General features: G+C 71.6%; 17 protein-coding genes. 13 read left to right on the forward strand and 4 right to left on the reverse strand.

Annotated elements, in window-relative coordinates:
- Positions 1–198: 198 nt before the first annotated feature.
- The gene (locus tag AS594_RS19520) at positions 199–978 is read right to left on the reverse strand and encodes a GDSL-type esterase/lipase family protein (RefSeq protein WP_240509053.1); all 780 of its coding nucleotides are present in this window, start codon (positions 976–978) and stop codon (positions 199–201) included.
- Between AS594_RS19520 and AS594_RS19525 the strand changes: the two genes are divergently transcribed.
- From AS594_RS19525 to AS594_RS19540, 4 genes are all read left to right on the forward strand, one after another.
- The gene (locus tag AS594_RS19525) at positions 977–1,987 is read left to right on the forward strand and encodes an esterase-like activity of phytase family protein (protein WP_069928254.1); all 1,011 of its coding nucleotides are present in this window, start codon (positions 977–979) and stop codon (positions 1,985–1,987) included. The two genes, AS594_RS19520 and AS594_RS19525, sit on opposite strands and share 2 nt — an antisense overlap.
- Positions 1,988–2,084: 97 nt before the next feature.
- Positions 2,085–2,282 (forward strand): DUF6381 family protein, encoded by a 198-nt coding sequence (locus AS594_RS19530; protein ID WP_069930625.1) that lies wholly within the window; start codon positions 2,085–2,087, stop codon positions 2,280–2,282.
- A 307-nt stretch (positions 2,283–2,589) separates the two neighbouring features.
- The gene (locus AS594_RS19535) at positions 2,590–3,879 is read left to right on the forward strand and encodes an ATP-binding protein (RefSeq protein ID WP_069932507.1); all 1,290 of its coding nucleotides are present in this window, start codon (positions 2,590–2,592) and stop codon (positions 3,877–3,879) included.
- Positions 3,880–4,011: 132 nt separating this feature from the next.
- Positions 4,012–4,734 carry a hypothetical protein gene (locus tag AS594_RS19540; protein ID WP_141743752.1) on the forward strand — a complete coding sequence of 241 codons (723 nt, stop codon included), beginning with the start codon at positions 4,012–4,014 and terminating at the stop codon, positions 4,732–4,734.
- Positions 4,735–4,776: 42 nt separating this feature from the next.
- Here the strand turns inward: AS594_RS19540 and AS594_RS19545 are convergent, their stop codons facing one another.
- Entirely contained in the window at positions 4,777–5,631 is an 855-nt protein-coding gene (locus AS594_RS19545) for a TetR/AcrR family transcriptional regulator (RefSeq protein WP_069935178.1), read from the reverse strand.
- Positions 5,632–5,729: 98 nt separating this feature from the next.
- Between AS594_RS19545 and AS594_RS19550 the strand changes: the two genes are divergently transcribed.
- Positions 5,730–6,722: an ATP-binding cassette domain-containing protein gene (locus tag AS594_RS19550; protein ID WP_069928258.1), complete on the forward strand. Its 993-nt coding sequence runs from the start codon at positions 5,730–5,732 to the stop codon at positions 6,720–6,722.
- Positions 6,719–7,573, forward strand: coding sequence for an ABC transporter permease (locus AS594_RS19555; protein ID WP_069928259.1), 855 nt, complete (start codon positions 6,719–6,721; stop codon positions 7,571–7,573). Before AS594_RS19550 ends, AS594_RS19555 begins: the two co-directional genes overlap by 4 nt.
- Before the next feature lie 74 nt (positions 7,574–7,647).
- On the opposite strand, the gene AS594_RS19560 is transcribed toward AS594_RS19555, so the two are convergent.
- Together AS594_RS19560 and serC are read right to left on the reverse strand one after the other, a co-directional pair.
- On the reverse strand, positions 7,648–8,337 hold the full coding sequence (locus tag AS594_RS19560; protein WP_069932505.1) for a DUF4360 domain-containing protein: 690 nt from the start codon (positions 8,335–8,337) through the stop codon (positions 7,648–7,650).
- A 295-nt stretch (positions 8,338–8,632) separates the two neighbouring features.
- The gene (gene serC, locus AS594_RS19565) at positions 8,633–9,751 is read right to left on the reverse strand and encodes a phosphoserine transaminase (protein WP_069932504.1); all 1,119 of its coding nucleotides are present in this window, start codon (positions 9,749–9,751) and stop codon (positions 8,633–8,635) included.
- Positions 9,752–10,127: 376 nt separating this feature from the next.
- On the opposite strand from serC, the gene AS594_RS19570 reads away from it, so the two are divergent.
- The 7 genes from AS594_RS19570 (at position 10,128) to AS594_RS19600 (ending at position 21,774) form a co-directional block, all read left to right on the forward strand.
- Positions 10,128–13,046: an FAD-binding and (Fe-S)-binding domain-containing protein gene (locus AS594_RS19570; protein WP_079148157.1), complete on the forward strand. Its 2,919-nt coding sequence runs from the start codon at positions 10,128–10,130 to the stop codon at positions 13,044–13,046.
- A 51-nt stretch (positions 13,047–13,097) separates the two neighbouring features.
- Positions 13,098–14,084 (forward strand): EamA family transporter, encoded by a 987-nt coding sequence (locus AS594_RS19575; RefSeq protein ID WP_069928262.1) that lies wholly within the window; start codon positions 13,098–13,100, stop codon positions 14,082–14,084.
- Positions 14,085–14,186: 102 nt separating this feature from the next.
- The gene (locus AS594_RS19580; protein ID WP_069928263.1) at positions 14,187–15,017 is read left to right on the forward strand and encodes a TIGR03084 family metal-binding protein; all 831 of its coding nucleotides are present in this window, start codon (positions 14,187–14,189) and stop codon (positions 15,015–15,017) included.
- An 89-nt stretch (positions 15,018–15,106) separates the two neighbouring features.
- A complete protein-coding gene (locus AS594_RS19585) occupies positions 15,107–16,840 on the forward strand; it encodes an acyclic terpene utilization AtuA family protein (protein ID WP_107358082.1) in 1,734 nt (577 codons plus the stop codon).
- A 175-nt stretch (positions 16,841–17,015) separates the two neighbouring features.
- Positions 17,016–18,614, forward strand: coding sequence for an acyl-CoA carboxylase subunit beta (locus tag AS594_RS19590; protein ID WP_069935179.1), 1,599 nt, complete (start codon positions 17,016–17,018; stop codon positions 18,612–18,614).
- An 11-nt stretch (positions 18,615–18,625) separates the two neighbouring features.
- On the forward strand, positions 18,626–20,614 hold the full coding sequence (locus tag AS594_RS19595) for an acetyl/propionyl/methylcrotonyl-CoA carboxylase subunit alpha (RefSeq protein WP_069932503.1): 1,989 nt from the start codon (positions 18,626–18,628) through the stop codon (positions 20,612–20,614).
- The gene (locus AS594_RS19600; RefSeq protein WP_069928267.1) at positions 20,611–21,774 is read left to right on the forward strand and encodes an acyl-CoA dehydrogenase family protein; all 1,164 of its coding nucleotides are present in this window, start codon (positions 20,611–20,613) and stop codon (positions 21,772–21,774) included. The genes AS594_RS19595 and AS594_RS19600 overlap by 4 nt, the downstream gene beginning before the upstream one ends.
- Positions 21,775–21,814: the final 40 nt, after the last annotated feature.

Below are 21,814 nucleotides of genomic sequence, written 5' to 3' on the forward strand. Positions count from 1 at the left end.
TCTTGCGGATTGGTGATGCAGATCACGCTTCCGGGCGTCACTTCGGGCGTCCGCCCTGCCCGCCAACCCACCTGGCCGGGAGGGCGGTTAGGGCGCGGGGGGACTCGGGCGTGGTGCAGCCGTCGTGCGGCGGCTCTTCCCCGCCGCCGCGTGTCGGCAGGCAGCCCGCGTGGTACGACGGTACGCGCGGTGACCGGACTACGCGCGGCTGAGCGAAGCGGTGGGTGCGGCGGGGGCCGGGGTGTACGGCGCACCCACTCCCCACGCGGCGTGCATCGCGTCCGCAAAAGCCGCCGCCAGTTTGTGCTCGCCCGTCGGACCCGGGTGGGTGCCGTCGTACGTGTCCTGGTGGATGTCGTACGCCGGGTGCGGCGCCGCCAGCAGCAGCGGGGACGTGGCGGGCGCGTCCAGGTTCGCCACCGCCTTCGTCAGCAGTGCGTTGAAGCGGTCGCACTCGGCGGCGAACGGGGCGTCCGACTCGGCCCGGACGTTCGGGATGACCGGGTGAATCACCATGCGTACGCCGGGGTTGGCGGCGCGGGCCTGCGCGATGAAGCGTTCCGCGTTCTCGGCGGTCTGGCCCGCGTCCGTGTAGAAGCCGAGGTCGATCAGGCCCAGCGAGATGAGCAGTACGTCCGCCTTGGTCGAAGCAACCGTCTCCCCGATCACCGGCGCCATGTGGAGCCAGCCCTCGCCCCATCCCGACAGGTGGCGGCGGGCGTGCTCCGGGAAGCCGGGGTCGCCGTACTCGTACGACAGCGGGGCGTTCGCGAAGGTGTCGTACAGCTCGGTGCGGGGGCCGACGATGCGGAAGGGGCCGCCGTACGTCGCCACGAGGTGCTGCCACATGCGGTAGCGCCACGTGAAGTCGCCGGCGCGCCCGATGGTCATGGAGTCGCCGACGAACAGGAAGCGCATTGCGTCATCATCCCGGATCACCGCCGTGGCCTGCATCGTGATGATGAACACTTGGGCCATGCGCTCGCTCTCGTACGCCGTCGCCCCCTGTGCCGCCGCTGTCCTTCTCCTGCTCTCGTCCGGCACCGCCGTGGCCGACGACGGCTTCACGATCAAGGACGCGCGGATCACCGAGTCCAGCGGCCTCGCCGCCAGCCGGCTCCATCCCGGCATCTACTGGACGCACAACGACAGCGACGACGGGGCGTTCGTCTACGCGGTGGATTCCAGGAGCGGCGAGACGGTCGCGACGCTCACCCTGCGCGGCGTCGGGGCGCCGCGCGATGTCGAGGGCATCTCCATCGGGCCGGACGGGAACGTGTACGTGGGCGACATCGGCGACAACCTCGACGGGAGCTGGAGCCATGTGTGGGTCTACCGCTTCCCCGAGCCGAAGCAGCTCGGGAACGCCACGGTCGACGCAACGCAGTTCACCGTGAAGTACGCCGACGGGCCCCGCAACGCCGAGGCGCTGATGGTGCATCCCAAGACCGGCCGGGTCTACATCGCCAGCAAGAACGAGGACGGCGGCGGACTTTACGAGGGGCCCGCCCGGCTGTCGGCCGGCGGTACGAACGTGTTCCGGCGGATGGGCGAGGTGCCGTGGGTGACCGACGGGGCGTTCTCGCCCGACGGGAAGGAGCTGGTACTGCGCTCCTACTTCAGCGCCCGTGCGTACGAATGGAAGGCCGACGGGCGGCTGGGGGCCGACCGGGCCGTGCGCGCGCCCTTCCAGGGGCAGGCGGAGTCGGTCACGTACACCGCTGACGGGACGGCCATGATGTTCGGCTCCGAGGGCGTCGGCAGCGACGTACAGCGGGTGGCGGTCGAGGGGCGGAAGGGCGGCGGTGAGAGTTCCGGGTCCAAGTCGCCTTCCTCCGGCGGGGGTTCGGCGGACAGCGGCAAGGGTGAGGGCGGTGCGGGCGGTGACGCGGCCGGCGGTGACGGGAAGGTCACCCTGGGGCTGGTCGTGCTCGGCGGAGTGGTCGTCGCCTTCCTCGGGCTGAAGCGGCTGCGGCGCAGGGCCTAGGTGGTGGCGTTACGGAGAGTGATCGTTCGGCGTGCGAGGGTGACGAAGCCCTGCTTCGCTGGAGGGGACCCGCTCTTCCTAGCGTCAAGGAGTGACGATGAGCATTGCAGGCGAATCCAGTGGCCGTGTGCAGCAGATGCGCGAGAAGGCTGAGCAGCTGAAGCAGGCGGCGGAGCGCGCGACCGACCCGCAGGAGCGTCAGAAGCTGCTCGACAAGGCCGACCGGCTGCGGGAGCAGAGCCAGCAGGAGGGCAGGATGGGCGGCAGCCAGCAGCAGGGGTTCCTGCCCGAGTAGCCACAGCCGTACTGGCCGGCTGCTCGTCAGCCTGTCTGTCTGTCCTCAGCATCATCATGAGCCGATGGCCTTTCGTCCCGCGTTCGAGCGGGGCGGGGGCCATCGGTGCGTTGTCTGCCCGGTGCCCGGTGCCCGGTTGCCCGGCTGCCTGGTCGTCCGTCCTGCCGGTTGTCGCGGTCCCCGCCGGCCGTGACTGGCTAGGGACGGATCGTCCGACTTCTCTCCCCGCTTTGTGCACAGTGGCGCAGGACCCGCCACAGCGGCGCCCCTAGCCTCACCGGAACAGCACCTACGAGGGGCGGTACCGGTGAACTGGCTCATCCACGACTACCGCGAGAGCGATCTCGCGGCAGTGGTCCACCTGATCGACACCACGGCCGAGCTCGGGCAGGAGTCGGTCTTCTCGCTGGCCGAGTGCATCGGTGCGCTCACCTCACGGCAGCCCGCCGTCGTCGCCGTGCACCAGGGCGTTCCCATCGGCGCCGCGCTCGCCTGCGTCGCCGGTGAGCGCGCCTGGGTGATGCGTATCGCCATCTCCTCGGCGTGGCGGGGACGGGGTCTGGCCAGTGCGCTCCTGGTGGAGCTGGAGCGGCGGCTCGTCGCCGCGCGGGTGGGGCGTATCGCCTACGTACTGCCCGAGGAGGATCTCCTCGGGGAGGGGCTGCTGAACGCGGGGTACACGCGCCGGCCGGCTGTCGCCTACTTCGAGAAGGTGGAGCCGCTCCACGGGCCGTCCGCCAACCTGCTGGAGGACCTCGGCGGGCGCTTCCTGCCGAGCGACCTGTGGGCCAAGGTGGCCGGTATGGAGGCCGAGAAGGACCTGATCGAGCGGCGCGTCGTACTGCCGCTCGCGCAGCCGGAGCGGGCTGCCCGGCACGGCGTACGGCCGCCGCGCGCGGTCGCTCTCTTCGGGCCTCCCGGGACCGGCAAGACGACGTTCGCGAGAGGCATCGCCTCCAAGCTCGGCTGGCCGTTCGTCGAGCTGCTGCCCTCCCGGCTGGCGGACGAGGGCAACCTGGCGGCGGCGCTGCGGGACGCGTTCGCCCGTATCGCGGAGCTGGAGCGGGTGCTCGTCTTCATCGACGAGGTCGAGGAGATCGCTCCCGTACGGACCGAACCCGCGCAGCCGGGCGGAATGCACGGTGTGACCAACGAGCTGCTCAAGCTCATACCGGGCTTCCGGGAGGGTGACGAGCGTCTGCTGGTGTGCGCGACCAACTCGATCCGGTCGCTCGATCCGGCGTTCCTGCGGCCCGGCCGGTTCGACTACCTGATCCCGATCGGTACGCCGGACACGGCGGCGCGGGCGGCGATCTGGGCCCGGTACACGGACGGCCGGGTGGATGTGGACGTGGCGCGACTGGTGGAGGCGAGCGAACTGTTCACGCCGGCCGACATCGAGCACGCCGCCCGCATCGCCGCCCAGGCCGCGTTCGAGCGCGACCTGGAGGAGGTCGGAGGCGGTACGGGCGATCCGCGCGCGATCGGCGCCAGTACGGAGGACTACCTGGCGGCCATCGGGCAGTGCCGGCCGACGGTGACGCCCACGATGATCGACCAGTTCGACGCGGACATCACGGCACACGCCCGGTTCTGAGGACGCAGCGCGGTTCTGAGGACGCGGCGCGGTTCTGCGGCGCGGTACTGCGTCGTGCGGGTCCGTGGCTCCCGGTGACAAAATGGGACAGACGGCTCGGGGATGCTTCACGGCACGCGGGAGGCCGCGATCATGGCTTCGCAGAGCGCACAAACCCCTTACGCGTCGCATCCGGAACCCGCCCCGCACCGGGACCTGTGGCCGGGGATCGCCGGGCTGGTGGCCGGAGTACTGCTGATCGTCGGGCACATCCTGTGGCTGAACACACCGGACACCGACGGGCGGGGCGCCCTCGGTGAGGTCGTGTCCTTCTACCGGAAGGACAGCAACCAGGCGCTGGCGGAGACCTCGGCCCTGCTGTTGCTGGCGGCCGGCCTGCTGTTCATGTTCTTCCTGGTCGCGCTGTCGCGGCTGGCGGGCAACCGTTCGCACCTGGTGCTGGTGGGCGGGACGGTGTTCACCGCGTTCCTGCTGCTGGCGGCGATCGCCGGGAACGTGTTCGCGATCACGTTGAACACGTCCGATGTGTTCCGCGTCGGCCCCCAGACCGCGCTCATCGCGATCCTGCTCCTGGACGTCGCGTACGCCGCCGAGATCGCGGCGATGGCCGGAGCGGCGGTACTGCTGTTCGCCGTCTGGCGCGTGGCACGGGAGTCGCGGGCCGTGCCGGGGTGGCTCGGGTGGTTCGGCTTCGTGGTGGCGGTGCTGTCGCTGGCCGGACCGTTCAGCGCCTGGGCGACACCGTTGCTGCTGGGGCTGTGGATCGTGGCGGCGGGTGTGGTGCTGATCCTCAACGCCCGGGTGGCCCAGCGGGACGAGGGCCCGGAGCCGGCCACGGCGCGCGGCACGGCCTGACGGCTGACGCGGGGGGTGGGAGCACGTCGGTGCCGCGCCCCGTCACCTTCCCTCGGCCCGCTCCGTCACCAGCACCTCGAACCCTGCGATCAGGCGGCGCAGGCCGAACGAGAAGTGGTCGAAGTCGGTGGAGAAGGTGTCCTCGTCGAGTCCCGCCACCAGCGGGAACCGGCCGCTGGCCATGGCCCGTTCGAGGTACGGCGTCTGGCTCGCCCAGAAGTCCTCGTGGCTCAGCCCCGTCTCCTTGGCCGCCTCGTCGGCCTCGGTCTCCATCCGGGCGATGCCGACGACGAAGCTCTGGACCGTGATGATCGCGCCGATCAGTTCCTTGTCCGTGAGCCCCATCCCCTTGAGCGCGGCCAGGGACACTTCGAGTCCCAGCACGGCGCTCGGGCCCAGAACCGTGCGCGCCTGGTTGATCTTCAGTAGCCAGGGGTGACGCCGCAGCAGAGCGAGATGGGTGCGGGCCATGGTCTCGACGGCCTCCCGCCAGTCCACCGGTTCCGAGGTGTCGACCGCGTCCAGCGGTTCCCCCTGGACGCGGTCGAGCATCAGGTCGAGCAGCTCGGCCTTTCCCGGTACGTAGCGGTACAGCGACATGGTGCCGGTGCCGAGTTCGGTGGACAGGCGGCGCATCGACACCGCGTCCATGCCCTCCGCGTCCGCGAGTGCCACCGCCGCGCCGACGATGCGGTCGAGCGTCAGGCCGGGCTTGGGGCCGCGGGTGGGGCGCTCGCCCGTACCCCAGAGGATTTCGAGGCTGCGGCCGATGCGCCCGCCGCCGCTCGCGTCGCTCGTGGCACCCGTGGCGCTCGTGTCGCCTGTGGCGCTCGTGTCGCCCGTCGCGCTCGCGTCGCTCGTGGCGTTCGTGTCGCCGGTCCCGGTCTTCTTCTTCATGAGCTCACCTTAAATCCCGTGGACACAAACTGAGTACGGTGTACTCTCATTCGAGTACGCCGTACTCAGTTTCGTCTTGAGCGGGAAGGGAGCCCCTTGTGAGTGCCACCGATTACGCCGTGCGGGCCGAAGGAATCCAGAAGCGGTACGCCGAGAAGAGGGGGGCGAGGGGCGGTGCCCGGAAACTCGCCCTCGACGGCTTCGACCTCGCCGTCCGCGCGGGCACCGTCCACGGCCTCCTCGGGCCCAACGGCGCGGGCAAGACGACCGCCGTGCGCGTCCTGGCCACGCTGCTCAAGTTCGACGGCGGCCGCGCGGAGGTCGCGGGCGTGGACGTGGCCCGCGATGCCCGGCGCGTACGCCGCCGGATCGGCCTCGCCGGACAGTACGCGGCGGTCGACGAGGTGCTGACCGGGCGGCAGAACCTGGAGATGTTCGGCCGCCTCTTCCACCTGGGCGGCAAGCGGGCGAGTGCCCGGGCCGGTGAACTCCTGGAGCAGTTCGATCTGGTGGAGGCCGCGGAGAAGGGAGTGGCCGCCTACAGCGGTGGGATGCGGCGCCGGCTCGACCTCGCCGCGTCGATGATCCTCGCTCCCCGGGTGCTCTTCCTCGACGAGCCGACGACCGGGCTCGATCCGCGCGGGCGGGGCGAAGTGTGGGATGCGGTACGGGCCTTGGTGGCGGGCGGCACGACCGTACTGCTGACGACCCAGTACCTGGAGGAGGCCGACAAGCTCGCCTCGCACATCACCGTCATCGACCGGGGCCGGGCCATCGCCGACGACACCCCGGACGGGCTGAAGAACCGGGTCGGCGGCGACCGTATCGAGGTTGTGGTCGGGAACGCGGCGGATCTCGCGATCGCCGCCAAGGTGATCGCCCGGGTGTCGGAGTCCGAACCGGAGACGGACGACGCGGCGCTGCGGGTGCACGCGCAGGTCGGCGACCGGGTGGCCGCGCTGACAGAGGTGGCGCGGACGTTGCAGGACGAGGGCATCGCGGTGGAGGACATCGGACTGCGCAGGCCGAGCCTCGACGACGTGTTCCTGCGCCTGACCGGACACCGTGCGGAACTGGAGGCAGCGGCATGAGCACCGCGGACACCACTGTGAAGAGCACTGCGGACACTTCGTACGCTGCCGTGGCGGGATCCGAGCGCAGGCTCTACTGGGCGCTGGCCGACTGCTGGAACGTGACCCGGCGCACCCTCACCCACTACCAGCGCCAGCCCGTGAACATCGTCTGGCAGCTCGGCTTCCCGATCGTCTCCGTACTGCTGTACGGGTTCGTCTTCGGCGAGGCGATGGCCGTGCCGGGGGACGGGGACTACCGGGAGTTCCTGATGCCGGGCATGTTCGCGTCCACCATGGCCTTCGGCTTCATGGGAACGACGATGGCCGTGGTCACGGACTCGACGAAGGGTGTGATCGACCGGTTCCGCTCCATGCCGATGGCGCCGTCGGCGGTGGCGTCCGGGCGGGGCGTGTCCGATCTGCTGGTGGCCTGCGCCGAGTTGGCGATCCTGGCGGGGACGGCCCTGCTCATCGGCTGGGAGGCCGAGGGCGGCGCGCTCGCGGCGGTGGGTGCCTTCGGACTGCTCCTGCTGCTGCGCTTCAGCCTGATCTGGGTGGGCGTCTGGCTGGGCCTGCTCGTGCCCAACGCCGAGGCGGCCGGCGGTCTCTACGCCGTGGCGTTCCCGCTGACGATGATCTCCAGCATCTTCGTGGCCCCGTCCCTGATGCCGACCTGGCTCGGTCCTGTCGCGGCGTGGAATCCGGTCTCGTCGACGGTGACGGCGACCCGCGAGCTCTTCGGGCAGCCGGTGAGCGGCGGCTCCTGGATCGAGGAGAACGCGGTGCTGATGGCGGTGGTCTGGCCGCTGGTGATCACGGCGGTGTTCCTGCCGCTGGCGGTGCGGCGGTTCCAGGGGCTCAGTCGGTGAGCCGCCGAACCGCTTGACTGCGGGGCGGATTCGGGGGGTGGGCCCGGGAGGGGTGCGGGCCCACCCAGTCGCGGTCAGGCCGGGCATTCCTTCCAGGCCAGCCGGTAGATGGTCTTGATGTCGCCGTCCGTCGAGTCCATGGTGATGAAGCTGTTCGTCTTCGCCGGGTCGGAGGTGCCCGCGCTGACCCGCAGTTCGGTGTTGATGTTGAAGTTCCGCTTCACCCCGCAGGGCGCCCAGACCAGCTGACCCCAGTCGGTCTCGTCGGTCGCCTGCCAGTTGTTGTCGTACGGGCCGGTGTGCGGATGGGTCCTGGACGCCGTATCGGGCGAACCCTGGAAGTAGTACGACGCCTTCTGGATGGCGGTGGCGCCGGCCTGGAGGCGGGCGTAACCGCGGTAGTCGGCGCTGGCGACCGCGTAGGTGAAGCCGTGCGGGACGTGCACGATGAGGTTGAGCTGGCAGTTCTTGCGGAAGTCCGTCGGCTTCGCGCCCAGGCCGACCTGGGCGAGGTAGTCGCTGTACGTGACGGTGAAGGCCGTGTTGTCCTGGGAGACGGCGACGGCGGCCGTTCCCTGGCGGCAGCCCGAACCGTTGACGGTCGCTATCTCGATGACGATCTTGTCGGGCGGCGCGACGATTCCCTGCTTTTCGCTCGGGTTTCCGGTCGCCGAGGCGTTTTGCGCGAACAGGGTGGACGCGAGCAGCGCGGCGGCCGCTCCGCCGACGAGTAACTTCGGGTGTGTGCGCGTGCATCCGGGCATGGTGCTCCGATCGGTCGTCGGGCGAACTTGGGGGGTGCAACCGAGGGGCCTGCGTGCTGAATCTCTGAACCCGTGCGCGAGACGGCGTAAAGTGGCATGGGCATGTCAAAGATTCAAGCGGTTCCGGCCGGTACCCGAAGCGCCGGAACCCTTCGGACTGGACTGTAAGCAGCGGGGTGCGCCCTGGGTAGAGCGGTTATCGGCCTAGCGCAACCAGAAACGAGCGCGGGAGGTACGAAAAGGGGGCCCGGTGTCGGCCGGGCCCCCTTTTCGTTTCTCGTTTCGTGCGTAACGGCTAGAGCTTCTCGATCACGTAGTCGACGCAGGCGGTCAGGGCCTGGACGTCGGCCGGGTCGATCGCCGGGAACATCGCCACGCGCAGCTGGTTGCGGCCCAGCTTGCGGTACGGCTCGGTGTCGACGATGCCGTTGGCGCGCAGCGCCTTGGCGACCGCCGTGGCGTCGATCTCGTCGGAGAAGTCGATCGTGCCGATGACCTGCGAACGCTTCGCCGGGTCGGTGACGAACGGCGTCGCGTACTTCGACTCGTCGGCCCAGCCGTACAGGTTGGCCGCGGAGGTCGCGGTACGGCGGGTCGACCAGTCGAGGCCGCCCTGCGTGTTGATCCACTTCAGCTGGTCGTCCAGCAGGAAGAGGGTCGCCAGCGCGGGGGTGTTGTACGTCTGGTTCTTGAGCGAGTTGTCGATCGCCGTGGGCAGGCTGAAGAACTCCGGGATGTGGCGGCCGGACGCGTGGACGCGCGCGGCGCGCTCCAGGGCGGCGGGGGAGAAGACCGCGATCCACAGGCCGCCGTCGGAGGCGAAGGACTTCTGCGGGGCGAAGTAGTAGACGTCGGTCTCGGCGATGTCGACCGGCAGGCCGCCCGCGCCGGAGGTGGCGTCGACCAGGACGAGGGAGCCGGCGTCGGCGCCCTGCACGCGCTTGATCGGCGCCGCGACACCGGTCGAGGTCTCGTTGTGGGTGAACGCGTACACGTCGACACCCGCCTCGGCCTGCGGGTCCGGGTGCGTACCGGGGTCGGAGGCGATCACGGTCGGGTCGTCCAGCCAGGGCGCCTGCTTGGCGGCCTTCGCGAACTTCGACGAGAACTCGCCGAAGTTCAGGTGCTGGGACTTGCGCTCGATCAGGCCGTGGGTCGCGATGTCCCAGAAGGCGGTGGAACCGCCGTTGCCCAGGATCACCTCGCAACCCTCGGGGAGCTGGAAGAGGTCGCGTACGCCGTCACGCACCGAGCCGACCAGGTTCTTGACCGGGGCCTGGCGGTGGGACGTACCGAGGAGGGAGGTGCCGGTCGCGGCCAGGGCGTCCAGCGCCTCCGTACGCACCTTGGAGGGGCCCGCGCCGAAACGGCCGTCGGCGGGCTTCATGTCAGCGGGAATCTGGATCTCAGCCACGAGCCGGAGCGTAGCCGGTTTGCGGAGGCCCGGGAGGCGCCCGTCCGGCGGGTGAGACGCGCGCTCCGGCCCGTGAGACGGCGGATCGCTTTCCTCGGGGCCCCAGCCCTGGGTCGGGGAGAGGGCGGGAGGGGTTCGGGAAGGCATTGGGGAAGGGGTTCGGGAGGGACTGGGGAAGGCGTTCGGGAGGGGCGGGGTAGGGGCTCGGGAAGGGGCGGGGTGGGGAAAGCGCCGCAGGCACGTCCACCCGCTCCTTTGCCGCTGCGCCGAACTTCACCCTTTCGGCGTACCGGCCGCAGCGCGCGTCCGTGGCCTCCACTGCGGCCTTCCCCCGCGCCCTCGCGGGGAGGAGCGGGTCATCGGCATCCTTGAGCGCATGGCTGAGCAGGGTGACGGGCGCGAGCACGACGGGCGTGGCGGGCGGAACGGGTGGCGCGGGCAAGGGGAGGGGCTGCCCAGGAACGACACGGCGGCGCTGACGCGCGAGCTGCGCGCCACTGTGCGGGGCGAGGTCGCCTTCGACGCGGCGGCGCGCGCCCTGATGACGATGGACGCCTCCAACTACCGGCGCGTGCCGCTCGGTGTCGTCGCCCCGCGCGACACCGCCGACGTGGTCGCCGCGCTCGCCGTCTGCCGGGCGTACGGGGTGCCGGTCGTGCCGCGCGGCGGCGGCACGTCGATCGCCGGGCAGGCGACCGGAACGGGCGTGGTCCTCGACTTCACGCGCCACATGCGCGCCATCACGGACCTCGACCCCGAGACCCGCACGGTCGTGGTGCAGCCGGGCGTCGTCCTCGACGACCTGCGGGCTGCGGCGGGGACGTACGGGCTGACCTTCGGGCCGGACCCCTCCACGCACAGCCGCTGCACGCTCGGCGGGATGATCGGGAACAACTCGTGCGGCTCGCACTCGGTGGCATGGGGTACGACGGCCGACAACCTCTACGACCTGTCGGTCGTCACGTACGGCGGCGACGAGCTGCGCCTGGCCGAGGGCTGGCAGGGCGCACCGGCCGGTCTGCGCGAACTCGTGAACGGCAACCTCGCGCTCCTGCGCACCGGCTTCCCCGAGCTGCCGCGCCGTATCTCCGGGTACGCACTGGACGCGCTCCTTCCCGAGAACGGCGTGAACCTCGCGCGGGCGTTCTGCGGAAGCGAGGGAACGCTGGGGGTGGTGAGCGAGGCGACCGTACGCCTGGTGGACGCACCCCGTGCACGCGCACTCGCCGTTCTCGGGTACGCCGGCGAGAGTGCCGCGGCCGAGGCCGCTCCCGCGCTCCTGCCGTACGGTCCGCTCACGGTGGAAGGGATGGCCGAAGACCTCGTTCCCGAGAACGAGCGGAGACTGCTCCCGCGCGGCTCCGCCTGGCTCTTCGTGGAGATGGGCGGGGGCTCGCCCGCCGAGGCGCTCTCGCGCGCCGAGCGGCTCGTGAAGGCCGCCCAGGCGCTCGACGGGACGGTCGTCACCGATGCGGCCGGACAGCGCGCCCTGTGGCGCGTCCGTGAGGACGCCAGCGGCACGGCGACCCGGATGCCCGACGGGAGCGAGGCATGGCCCGGCTGGGAGGACTGCGCCGTACCGCCCGCACGGCTCGGCGCGTACCTGCGGGACTTCAGGGCCCTGCTCGCCGGGCACGGCCTGCGCGGCACGCCGTACGGCCACTTCGGCGACGGCTGCATCCACGTCCGGATCGACTTCGACCTGCTCAGCGAGAGCGGGGTGCGGCGCTTTCGCGCCTTCTCCGAGGAACAGGCGGAACTCGTCGTCGCGCACGGCGGCTCCCTCTCCGGCGAGCACGGCGACGGACAGGCACGCGCCGAACTGCTGCCGAAGATGTACGGGAACGAACTCGTCGCCCTCTTCGGACGCTTCAAGGACGTGTGGGACCCGGCCGGCGGAATGAACCCGGGCATGCTCGCCCGCCCCGCCCGGCTGGACGAGAACCTCCGCTTCACCGTGCTCCCCAGGGAGCGCGTGGACGTCACCTTCGCGTACCCCCACGACGGCGGCGATTTCTCGGCCGCCGTCCGCCGCTGTGTGGGCGTCGCGAAGTGCCGTACCGAGTCGGGGGCGGGAGCGGGCGTCATGTGCCCCTCGTTCCGGGTCACCGGCGACGAGCAGCACTCCACGCGCGGGCGTGCGCGTCTGCTGCACGAAATGCTCGCCGGAGAGGTGGTCACGGACGGGTGGCGGTCGCGGGAAGTGCGCGACGCGCTCGACCTGTGCCTGTCGTGCAAGGGGTGCAGGAGCGACTGTCCGGTGGGCGTCGACATGGCGACGTACAAGGCGGAGTTCCTGCACCACCACTACGAGGGCCGCCTGCGACCCGCGGCCCACTACGCGATGGGGTGGCTTCCCGTGTGGCTGCGCGCGGCGGCACCGTTCGCGGGTGCGCTGCGGGTCGCTTCCCGGGTACGCCCGCTGACCGCTCTCGTGAAGCGCCTGGGAGGCATCGCCCCGGAGCGTGACCTGCCCACCCCGGCGCGCACCACTCTGCGGAACTGGTGGCGGGCGCGGAACAGGGCCGTGCGGGAACGGCCCCCGGAGCTTGGTACGACGACCGTCGTACTGTGGCCCGACACGTTCACCAACCACCTCTCCCCCGAGGCCGGCCGAGCGGCGGTGCGCGTACTGGAGGCAGCCGGTCTGCGGGTCGTGATGCCACCACGGCAGCTGTGCTGCGGCCTGACGTACGTCTCGACCGGACAGCTCGGCAGGGCCCGCGCGGTGATGCGCCACACCCTGGACCGCATGGAACGCGCCGCCGGGCTGCCCGTCGTGGTCCTGGAACCGAGCTGCGCGGCCGCGCTGAAGGCGGATCTCCCCGAGCTCCTGCCGGACGACCCGAGAGCGGCCGCGCTCGCTTCCTCGGTACGCACCTTCGCGCAGGTGCTGGAGGAGTACGCCCCCCACTGGCAGCCGCCGAGGATCGACCGCCGGGTCGCGGGCCAGACCCACTGCCACCAGCACGCCGTACTGGGCGACGCGGCTGAACAGCGCCTGCGCGAGCGGGCCGGTCTCACCGGCGCCCTGAGCGGAGGCTGCTGCGGCCTCGCGGGAAACTTCGGCTTCGAGCGCGGCCACTACGACGTGTCGGTCGCCTGCGCGGAGGAACAACTGCTGCCCTTTGTCCGCGCCGCCGCCCCCGGAACGGAGCTCCTGGCGGACGGGTTCTCCTGCCGCACGCAACTGGAGCAACTGGCGGGCCGCAGAGCGAGGCACCTGGCGGAAGTACTGGCGGAGGGGCTGGACGAGGCCCTGGACGAGGCGCCGGACGAGGCGCTGGACGGCTGACGGTCAGGGGTGTGGGCGGTCTACGGTGCTGGCCCCTTTACCGTGGAGGGCATGGATCAACCCACCTCGGCGGCCCCCGGCCACGCCCCCGCCCCCGCTTCCCCCTCCCTTCCTCCGTATTCCGACGCCGGTCCCGTCGAGAGCGCCGGCAGCCCCGCCGGAGCACGGCTGGGGGCCCGGCTCGGGCCGGTCGCGATGGTGGTGGCCGGTGGGCTGTCGGTGCAGTTCGGGTCCGCCGTCGCGGTGACGATCATGCCCAGTACCGGAGCCGCCGGTGTCGTCGCCGTGCGACTCGCCGTCGCGGCCGTGCTCCTGCTGGTCGTGTGCCGGCCGAAGGTGCGCGGGTACGCCCGGGCCGACTGGTGGACCGTCGCCGCCTTCGGCCTCGCCATGGCCGGAATGAACGGCCTCTTCTACCAGTCGCTGGACCGTGTCCCGCTGGGCGTCGCGGTGACCCTGGAGGTGCTCGGCCCGCTCGCGCTGTCCGTGTTCGCCTCGCGCCGCGCCATGAGCGTCGTGTGGGCCGCGCTCGCGCTCGGCGGCGTCGTGCTGCTCAGCGGAGGGGGCTTCGACCGGCTGGATCCCGTCGGCGCGGCGTACGCGCTGGGGGCCGGCGGCTGCTGGGCGGCGTACATCCTCTTCAGCGCGCGGACCGGCCGCAGGTTCCCGCAGGCGGACGGGCTGGCGCTGGCGATGGCGGTGGCGGCGCTGCTGAGCCTGCCGTTCGGCATCGCGGGAGCGGGCGACAGGCTGCTGGAGCCGCGCACGCTGGCGCTCGGTGTGGCGGTGGCGCTGATGTCCTCCGTACTGCCGTACACGCTGGAGCTGCTGGCGCTGCGCCGGCTGCCGGCCGCGACCTTCGCCGTACTGATGAGCCTGGAGCCCGCCATCGCGGCGGTTGCGGGCTTCCTGGTGCTGCACCAGGCCCTCTCGACGACCGACGCACTGGCGATCGCGCTGGTCATCGGCGCGAGCATGGGCGCGGTACGGAGCCAGGCGCGCCAGGGGCGGCGGGAGCGGGCCAAGTCGGCCGAGTGACGCCCGCATTCGGGCTTCGGAAAATAATGCAAGCACGCTTGCTTGTTTCTTGAGGGGCTGCCATGCTCCGGACACACCGCCCTACCCCGAGGGGAGCGCACCGTGTCCGATCCGACAGACGTGCTCGACGATCTCCGTGCCGAAGGCGACGAACTCGACCGGCTGGTCGGGGGCCTGAGCGAGAAGCAGTGGTCGCTCGCCACCCCCGCGCCGCGCTGGACCGTCGCCCACCAGATCGCGCATCTCGCCTGGACGGACACGGCGGCACTGCTGTCCGTGACCGACCCCGAGGGCTTCGCGGCCGAGGCGCGCGAGGCGCTCGCCGCGCCCGAGCGGTTCGTCGACGACGGCGCCGAGGCAGGGGCCGCGCTGCCGGTCGACGAGCTGCTGGCCTGGTGGCGGGACGGTCGCGAGCAGCTCCAGCGCGCTGTGCGGGCAGCGCCGGACGGGGTGAAGTTCCCCTGGTACGGGCCGCCGATGAGCGCCGCTTCGATGGCGACCGGGCGGCTCATGGAGACCTGGGCGCACGGCCAGGACATCGCGGACGCGCTGGGCGTACGCCGGGAGCCGACGGCGCGGCTGCGGCACGTGGCCCGCATCGGGGTGCGGGCACGCGGCTACGCCTTCGCGGTCCGGGGGCTGACGCCGCCCGCCGCGGAGTTCCGGGTGGAGCTGACCGCGCCGGACGGGTCGGGACTGTGGACGTACGGCCCTGAGGACGCCCGGCAGCGGGTGACCGGACCCGCGCTCGACTTCTGCCTCCTGGTGACGCAGCGGGCCCACCGTGACGACGTGGCGGTACGGGCCGAGGGAGCCGACGCCGACCGGTGGCTGGACATCGCGCAGGCGTTCGCGGGACCGGCGGGCGAGGGGCGGCCGTCGCAGCGCCGGGCCGGGGGAGACGCAGAGGGAGACGCCGGGGGAGACGCGTGAGGGCGGCGGCCGGCAGCGGGAGCGGCGGGGAGCGGCGCCCCCTGCGGATCGGGAACGCCTCCGGCTTCTACGGCGACCGCTTCGACGCCATGAGGGAGATGCTCACCGGCGGCGAACTCGACGTACTCACCGGGGACTACCTTGCCGAGCTGACCATGCTCATTCTCGGGCGCGACCGCCTGAAGGACCCGCGCCTCGGCTACGCCAAGACCTTCCTGAGGCAACTGGAGGAGAACCTGGGTGCGGCCCGGGAGCGCGGGGTGCGGATCGTCGCCAACGCGGGCGGGCTGAACCCGGGAGCGCTCGCCGACGCCGTACGGGAACTGGCGGAACGCGTCGGAGTGCCGGTGCGGGTGGCCCATGTGGAGGGCGACAGCCTGCCGCTGCCCGAGGGGGCCCTGACGGCCAACGCGTACCTGGGCGGCGGCGGGATCGCGGAGTGCCTGCGCGCGGGCGCCGACGTGGTGGTGACGGGACGCGTCACGGACGCCGCTCTGGTCACGGGACCGGCGGCGTGGTGGTTCGGGTGGGGCCCGCAGGAGTACGACCGGCTGGCGGGGGCAGTGGTGGCCGGGCACGTGCTGGAGTGCGGGGCGCAGGCGACGGGCGGCAACTACGCGTTCTTCCAGGACTTCCCGGCCCCTTCCCGGGAGCGTTCAACTCCTGCTGCGGACCGTTCCGGGGAGCGTTCCTCTTCTTCTGCCGACCGTTCCTCGGAACGTTTCCCGGAGCGTTCCCGTGAACGTGCCCGAAGGCGCCCCGGTTTCCCCCTCGCGGAGATCCGTGCCGACGGTTCGTCGGTCATCACGAAGCACCCGGGAACGGGCGGTCGCGTCGACACGGGAACGGTCACAGCGCAGCTCCTGTACGAAACGGGCCCGCCCCGGTACGCCGGCCCCGACGTCACGGCGCGACTCGACACCGTACGGCTGACGCGGGAAGGCCCCGACCGAGTACTGATCTCGGGCGTACGCGGAGAAGCGCCGCCGCCCACGCTCAAGGCGGGAATGACCCGCGTCGGCGGGTGGCGCAACGAGGTCGTGTTCGTCCTGACCGGCCTCGACATCGAGGCGAAGGCGGAACTCGTTCGGGAGCAGGTGGAAGACGCGCTGTCCGCCGCCAAGAGCCGCCCGGCGGAGGTCCGCTGGGAACTGGCGCGCACGGACAGGCCGGACGCGGACACACAGGAACGCGCGAGTGCCCTGCTGCGCCTCGTCGTACGGGACCCGGACCCCGCGAACGTCGGCCGCGTGATCAGCGCGGCGGCGATCGAGCTGGCGCTCGCCAGCTACCCCGGCTTCCACGTGACGGCCCCGCCGGGCAAGGGGGCGCCGTACGGGGTCTTCGAGGCGGCGTACGTGGACGCGTCGGAGGTGGAGCATGTAGCGGTGCTGCCGGACGGCGAACGGGTGCGTGTTCCGCGACCCGCGACGACCCGCGCCCTGGAGCCGCTCGGCGAAGCGCCCGGCCTGCCGCCCGTACTGACCGGACCGACCCGCAGAGTCCCGCTCGGCCGAGTCGCGGGAGCACGCAGCGGGGACAAGGGCGGGGACGCCAACGTAGGCGTATGGGTGCCTTCCGACGACGCGTGGCGCTGGCTGGCGCACGCACTGACGGTGGACCGCTTCCGGGAGCTGCTCCCGGAGACCGCGCACCTCCCCGTCACCCGGCACGTCCTGCCGAACCTGCGAGCGGTGAATTTCGTGGTCGAGGGGCTCCTGGGAGAGGGAGTCGCCTCCCAGTCCCGCTTCGACCCCCAGGCCAAGGCCCTGGGCGAATGGCTGCGCTCCCGGCACATCGACATACCGGAGGTACTCCTGTGAAGGCCGAACACTCCCGGGCGGCGGCCCGGGCCGGAGCCCCGGCTCGGGAAGGGGCGGGCGCGGGAACAGCACCGCAGCCACCCGAACCCGCCACGGCACGCGCAGACGCCGCCGCGCCTTCGCCCGCAGCGTCGTCGGCACACGCACTCACCCCCACTCCCACGGCGGTGCCCAAGTGACCGTGCTCCCCACCGCCCTGGACCCCCGGAGCCCCGACTACGCAGCCCACCGCGCCGCCATGCTCGCCAAGCTGGCCGACCTCGACGCCGCACACGCCAAAGCCCTCGCCGGCGGCGGCGACAAGTACGTCGCCCGCCACCGCGAGCGCGGCAAACTGCTCGCCCGGGAACGCGTAGAGCTGCTGCTCGACCCGGACACCCCGTTCCTGGAGCTGTCACCCCTCGCCGCCTGGGGCAGCGATTACGCCGTGGGCGCGTCGATGGTCACCGGCATCGGCGTCGTCGAGGGCGTCGAATGCCTGATCACCGCCACCGACCCCACGGTCCGCGGCGGCGCCTCCAACCCCTGGACCCTCAAAAAGGCCCTGCGGGCGAACGAGATCGCGTACGCGAACCGTCTCCCCTGCATCAGCCTCGTCGAGTCCGGCGGCGCGGATCTCCCGTCCCAGAAGGAGATCTTCATCCCCCGCGGCGCGCTGTTCCGCGACATCACGCGCCTCTCCGCCGCCGGAATCCCGACCATCGCGGTCGTCTTCGGCAACTCGACGGCCGGCGGGGCGTACATCCCCGGAATGTCGGACCACACCATCATGATCAAGGAGCGTTCGAAGGTCTTCCTCGGCGGCCCGCCCCTGGTCAAGATGGCCACCGGAGAGGAGTCGGACGACGAATCACTCGGCGGCGCCGAGATGCACGCCCGTACGTCCGGCCTCGCCGATTACTTCGCCCTGGACGAGCGCGACGCCCTGCGCCAGGCCCGCCGCGTCGTCGCCCGCCTCAACTGGCGCAAGGCGCACCCGGAGCCGGCCCCCGCCGAGCCGCCCAAGTACGACGAGGACGAGCTCGCCGGCATCGTCCCCGACGACCTGAAAGTCCCCTTCGACCCCCGCGAAGTCATCGCCCGTATCGTCGACGCCTCCGACTTCGACGAGTTCAAGCCGCTGTACGGCCCCAGCCTCGTCACCGGATGGGCCCGCCTCCACGGCTATCCCGTGGGCATCCTGGCCAACGCCCAGGGCGTCCTGTTCAGCGCGGAGTCCCAGAAGGCCGCCCAGTTCATCCAGCTGGCGAACCAGCGCGACATCCCCCTCCTCTTCCTGCACAACACCACCGGCTACATGGTCGGCAAGGAGTACGAGCAGGGCGGCATCATCAAGCACGGCGCGATGATGATCAACGCGGTGTCGAACTCCAAGGTCCCGCACCTGTCCGTCCTCATGGGCGCGTCGTACGGAGCCGGTCACTACGGCATGTGCGGGCGCGCCTACGACCCCCGCTTCCTCTTCGCCTGGCCCAGCTCCAAGTCCGCCGTCATGGGCCCGCAGCAGCTCGCCGGTGTGCTCTCGATCGTCGCCCGCGCGTCCGCCGCCGCGAAGGGCCGGCCGTACGACGACGAAGCCGACGCGGGGCTGCGCGCCATGGTCGAGCAGCAGATCGAGTCGGAGTCCCTGCCGATGTTCCTGTCGGGGCGGCTGTACGACGACGGGGTCATCGACCCGCGCGACACCAGGACCGTGCTGGGTCTGTGCCTGTCCGCGATCCACACGGCACCGGTCGAGGGCGCGCGCGGCGGCTTCGGCGTCTTCCGGATGTGAAGGGCCTCCCGATGAGTCCGACGATTTCCTCAGTCCTCGTAGCCAACCGCGGCGAGATCGCCTGCCGCGTCTTCCGCACGTGCGCGCACCTAGGCATCACCACGGTCGCCGTGTACTCCGACGCGGACACGGGAGCGCTCCACGCGCGTTCCGCGGACGCTGCCGTACGCCTCCCGGGAACGGCCCCGGCCGACACCTACCTGCGGGGCGATCTCGTCGTGAAGGCCGCCCTGGCGTCCGGCGCGGACGCGGTGCACCCCGGGTACGGATTCCTCTCCGAGAACGCCGCCTTCGCCCGCGCCGTACTGGACGCCGGGCTGGTGTGGATCGGCCCGCCGCCCGAGGCGATCGACGCCATGGCCTCAAAGACGCGCGCCAAGGAACTCATGGCGGCCTCCGGAGTCCCCCTCCTCGCCCCCGTCGCGCCAGGGAAGGCCACCGAAGCGGACCTCCCGCTGCTCCTCAAGGCGGCGGCGGGCGGCGGCGGCAGGGGCATGCGCGTCGTACGCGATCTCGCGGCGCTCCCGGGAGAGCTGACAGCGGCGACCGCGGAAGCGCGGGCGGCCTTCGGTGACGGTGAGGTCTTCGCCGAGCCGTACGTCGAACGCGGCCGTCACGTCGAGGTCCAGGTGATGGCCGACGCGCACGGCACGGTGTGGGCGCTCGGCACCCGTGACTGCTCGCTCCAGCGCCGGCACCAGAAGGTTCTCGAAGAGGCCCCCGCACCCGGCCTGGACGACGCCCTGCGCACCACACTGCACGACGCCGCCGTGGCGGCGGCGAAGGCGGTGGACTACCGGGGCGCGGGAACGGTCGAATTCCTCCTCTCCGCCGAGGGCCGCCCCTACTTCCTGGAGATGAACACCCGCCTTCAGGTCGAGCACCCCGTGACAGAGGCGGTGTACGGGATCGACCTGGTGGCACTCCAGCTCCGCGTCGCCGAGGGCGAGGCGCTGCCCCCCGAGCCACCCACCCCTTCCGGCCACGCCGTGGAAGCGCGTCTCTACGCGGAGGACCCTGCCCGCGACTGGCAGCCCCAGACAGGGCTCCTGCACTCCCTCGGCGTCACCCGGGCGCCCGGCCTGCGGCTCGACAGCGGGTACGCCGACGGAGACGTCGTAGGGGTGCACTACGACCCCATGCTGGCCAAAGTGATCGCCCACGCGCCCTCCCGGACCGAAGCCGTACGCAAACTGGCCCATGCCCTGGAGCGCGCCCGAATCCACGGCCCGGTGACCAACAGGGAACTGCTCGTCCGCTCACTCCGTCACCCGGACTTCGCGGCCGGGCGGCTCGACACGGGGTTCTACGACCGGCACCTGGACGCACTGACAGCGCCGTCCGCGGACAGCACGGAAGGGGCGCTCGCCGCGCTCGCCGCCGCCCTGGCCGACGCGGCCGCCCGGCGGAACACGGGAACGACCACGACGGCCCGCCTCGGCGGCTGGCGCAACCTGCCCTCCCAGCCACAGACCAGGACCTACCGCACCGAGCCCGACGGTACGGAGCACGAGATCCGCTACCGGGCCACCCGCGACGGCTTCACCGCGGAAGGCATCGCGGGCGTTCGCGTGAACGACGTACGGACCGATCACGTGACGCTCGAAATCGACGGCGTACTGAGGCACTTCCGCGTCGCGGCGCACCCAGGAGGCCGTACGTACGTCGACACGTCCACCGGCGGTGCGCACACGCTCACGACCCTGCCTCGCTTCCCCGACCCCACCACCAGTACCGCCCCGGGCTCCCTGCTCGCCCCCATGCCCGGAACCGTCGTCCGCGTCGCCGAAGGGCTCGCGGAAGGCACGCACGTCACCGCCGGGCAGCCCCTGCTCTGGCTGGAGGCCATGAAGATGGAGCACCGCATCACCGCTCCCGCCTCCGGCACGCTCACCGCGCTCCACGCCGTTCCCGGCCACCAGGTCGAGGTCGGCGCCCTGCTCGCCGTCGTACAGGCCGAAGAGCCTGGCGAAGAGTCTCAGGAGGAACAGCAGTCATGAGCACCGCCGTTGCAGAGACCGAAGAACACCGGGCGCTCCGGGCGGCCGTCGCCGCTCTCGGGAAGCGTTACGGACGCGATTACTTCGCCACCGTCGTGCGCGAAGGAGCGCACCCCGACGCCCTCTGGGCGGAGGCCGCCAAACTCGGGTACCTCGGAGTGAACCTCCCCGAGGAGTACGGCGGAGGGGGAGGCGGCATAGCGGAACTCTCCATCGTCCTGGAAGAACTGGGCGCGGCCGGCTGCCCGCTCCTCATGATGGTCGTCTCGCCGGCCATCTGCGGCACCGTCATCGCCCGCTTCGGAACGGACGGCCAGAAGGCCGCCTGGCTGCCGGGCCTCGCCGACGGAAGCCTCACCATGGCCTTCGGCATCACCGAACCCGACGCCGGGTCGAACTCCCACCGGATCACCACCACGGCCCGCCGCGACGGCGACGACTGGCTGCTCACGGGACGCAAGGTATTCATCTCCGGGGTCGACATCGCCGACGCGACCCTCGTCGTCGGCCGCACGGAGGACGCGAGGACGGGCCGCCTCAAGCCGTGCCTGTTCATCGTCCCCCGCGACGCCCCGGGCTTCCGGCGCTCACAGATCGACATGGAACTCCAGGCACCGGAGAAGCAGTTCGAGCTGGTCCTCGACGACGTGCGCCTGCCCTCCGAAGCCCTCGTCGGCGACGAGGACGCGGGCCTGCTCCAGCTCTTCGCCGGCCTCAACCCCGAGCGCGTCATGACCGCCGCCTTCGCCGTCGGCATGGGCCGCTACGCCGTCAACAGGGCCGTCGAGTACGCCAAGGAACGTACCGTCTGGAAGGCCCCCGTCGGCGCCCATCAGGCCATCGCCCACCCCCTCGCGCAGGCCCACATCGAACTCGAACTGGCCCGCCTGATGATGCAGAAAGCGGCCCGGCTCTACGACGAGGGCGACGACCTCGGAGCGGGGGAGGCCGCCAACATGGCGAAGTACGCCGCCGCCGAAGCCTGCGTACGAGCGGTCGACCAGGCCGTCCACACCCTGGGCGGCAACGGACTCACCCGCGAATACGGCCTCGCGTCGCTCATTACCGCCGCCCGGGTGGCCCGTATCGCGCCCGTCAGCCGGGAAATGATCCTGAACTTCGTCTCTCACCAGTCCCTGGGGCTCCCCAAGTCGTACTAGTAGGCGCGATTCTGGCCACCACCCATACCGCGGAGGGGAC

Source organism: Streptomyces agglomeratus, from assembly GCF_001746415.1.
GTDB lineage: Bacteria > Actinomycetota > Actinomycetes > Streptomycetales > Streptomycetaceae > Streptomyces > Streptomyces agglomeratus.

Coding starts and splice junctions, on each gene's coding strand:
- AS594_RS19525 (WP_069928254.1), top strand. CDS start 977: ATGCGCTCGCTCTCGTACGCCGTCGCCCCCTGTGCCGCCGCTGTCCTT.
- AS594_RS19520 (WP_240509053.1), bottom strand. CDS start 978: ATGGCCCAAGTGTTCATCATCACGATGCAGGCCACGGCGGTGATCCGG.
- AS594_RS19530 (WP_069930625.1), top strand. CDS start 2,085: ATGAGCATTGCAGGCGAATCCAGTGGCCGTGTGCAGCAGATGCGCGAG.
- AS594_RS19540 (WP_141743752.1), top strand. CDS start 4,012: ATGGCTTCGCAGAGCGCACAAACCCCTTACGCGTCGCATCCGGAACCC.
- AS594_RS19545 (WP_069935178.1), bottom strand. CDS start 5,631: ATGAAGAAGAAGACCGGGACCGGCGACACGAACGCCACGAGCGACGCG.
- AS594_RS19555 (WP_069928259.1), top strand. CDS start 6,719: ATGAGCACCGCGGACACCACTGTGAAGAGCACTGCGGACACTTCGTAC.
- AS594_RS19560 (WP_069932505.1), bottom strand. CDS start 8,337: ATGCCCGGATGCACGCGCACACACCCGAAGTTACTCGTCGGCGGAGCG.
- AS594_RS19570 (WP_079148157.1), top strand. CDS start 10,128: ATGGCTGAGCAGGGTGACGGGCGCGAGCACGACGGGCGTGGCGGGCGG.
- AS594_RS19575 (WP_069928262.1), top strand. CDS start 13,098: ATGGATCAACCCACCTCGGCGGCCCCCGGCCACGCCCCCGCCCCCGCT.
- AS594_RS19585 (WP_107358082.1), top strand. CDS start 15,107: ATGAGGGAGATGCTCACCGGCGGCGAACTCGACGTACTCACCGGGGAC.
- AS594_RS19595 (WP_069932503.1), top strand. CDS start 18,626: ATGAGTCCGACGATTTCCTCAGTCCTCGTAGCCAACCGCGGCGAGATC.
- AS594_RS19600 (WP_069928267.1), top strand. CDS start 20,611: ATGAGCACCGCCGTTGCAGAGACCGAAGAACACCGGGCGCTCCGGGCG.